1 protein-coding gene and 2 pseudogenes are annotated in these 993 nt (G+C 45.9%); 2 read left to right on the top strand and 1 reads right to left on the bottom strand.

Annotated elements, in window-relative coordinates; translation table 11 throughout:
• Both ACWHAR_RS23575 and ACWHAR_RS23580 read left to right on the top strand, forming a co-directional pair.
• Positions 1–231, top strand: a pseudogene (locus ACWHAR_RS23575) (copper transporter); the annotation flags it as partial.
• A gap of 12 nt (positions 232–243) precedes the next feature.
• Positions 244–858 (top strand): YcnI family copper-binding membrane protein, encoded by a 615-nt coding sequence (locus ACWHAR_RS23580; RefSeq protein WP_041057787.1) that lies wholly within the window; start codon positions 244–246, stop codon positions 856–858.
• 43 nt (positions 859–901) lie between these two features.
• Here the strand turns inward: ACWHAR_RS23580 and ACWHAR_RS23585 are convergent.
• Positions 902–993, bottom strand: a pseudogene (locus tag ACWHAR_RS23585) (glucose-1-dehydrogenase); the annotation flags it as partial.

Raw genomic sequence — 993 nt, forward strand, 5'->3', positions numbered from 1 at the left:
GACCATAACGGTGACCCCGTGAGAAACATCGAGCAAATCACGTTAACCGTTTATAAAACAGGTCTGTCAGGCAGCGAAAACAAAAGCACCTTTACATTAAAAGAAAAAACAAAAGGCGTCTTCCAGGATCAAAACCTGTCGATTAATGAAAAAGGAAACTGGAAGATCAAAGTCCACGGCCTGACCGGCGACTTTAACGAAATCAATATCATGTTTACAAAGACCAATTAAGGAGTGTTTACGTTGTTGAAAAAAATCGCATTGACACTATGTCCGGCTATTGTCGGCTCCCTCTTATTCTTTACGGCCCCTGCCAGCGCGCATGTTTCTGTAAAACCGGCTGAGTCTGCTGCAGGCTCTTGGGAAACGTATACAATAAAGGTTCCTTCAGAGAAAAATCTGCCGACAACGAAGGTTGTCCTCAAAATGCCGAAGGATGTTGAATTCCAGCAATATGAGCCAATTCCGGGCTGGAAGGTTTCCACTCAAAAACATGATGACAAATCAGTGTCCGTGACATGGGAGGCGACTGACGGAGGCATTCAGGAAGGACAGTTCCAGCAGTTTACCTTTGTTGCCAAAAACCCTGACAAAGCGGAGGAAGCTGCTTGGGACGCATACCAATATTACAAAGACGGCAGCATTGTTGAGTGGACAGGTGACGAGGATGCCGATACACCTCATTCCATTACAAACATCACGTCTGCAAAGCAAGTGACAGATGAGCACGGCGCCACGAAAACAGAAGACGATTCCGAAGACTCAGGTTCTTCAGCTCTAGACATTACAGCGATTGTGCTGTCTGCGGCTGCCATTATTTTATCTGTAGCAGCACTTGTTAAGAAAAAGCGTGCGTAATAAAAAAGCGATCCAGATGTCATGTCTGGGTCGCTTTTTATGTTTAACCGCGGCCTGCCTGGAAAGAAGGATATTTCGTCATTCCGCCGTCCGCAAACAATGTGATGCCTGTAACGTAGCTGGATTCCTTCGAAG

This window comes from Bacillus sp. LR--39, from assembly GCF_053613335.1.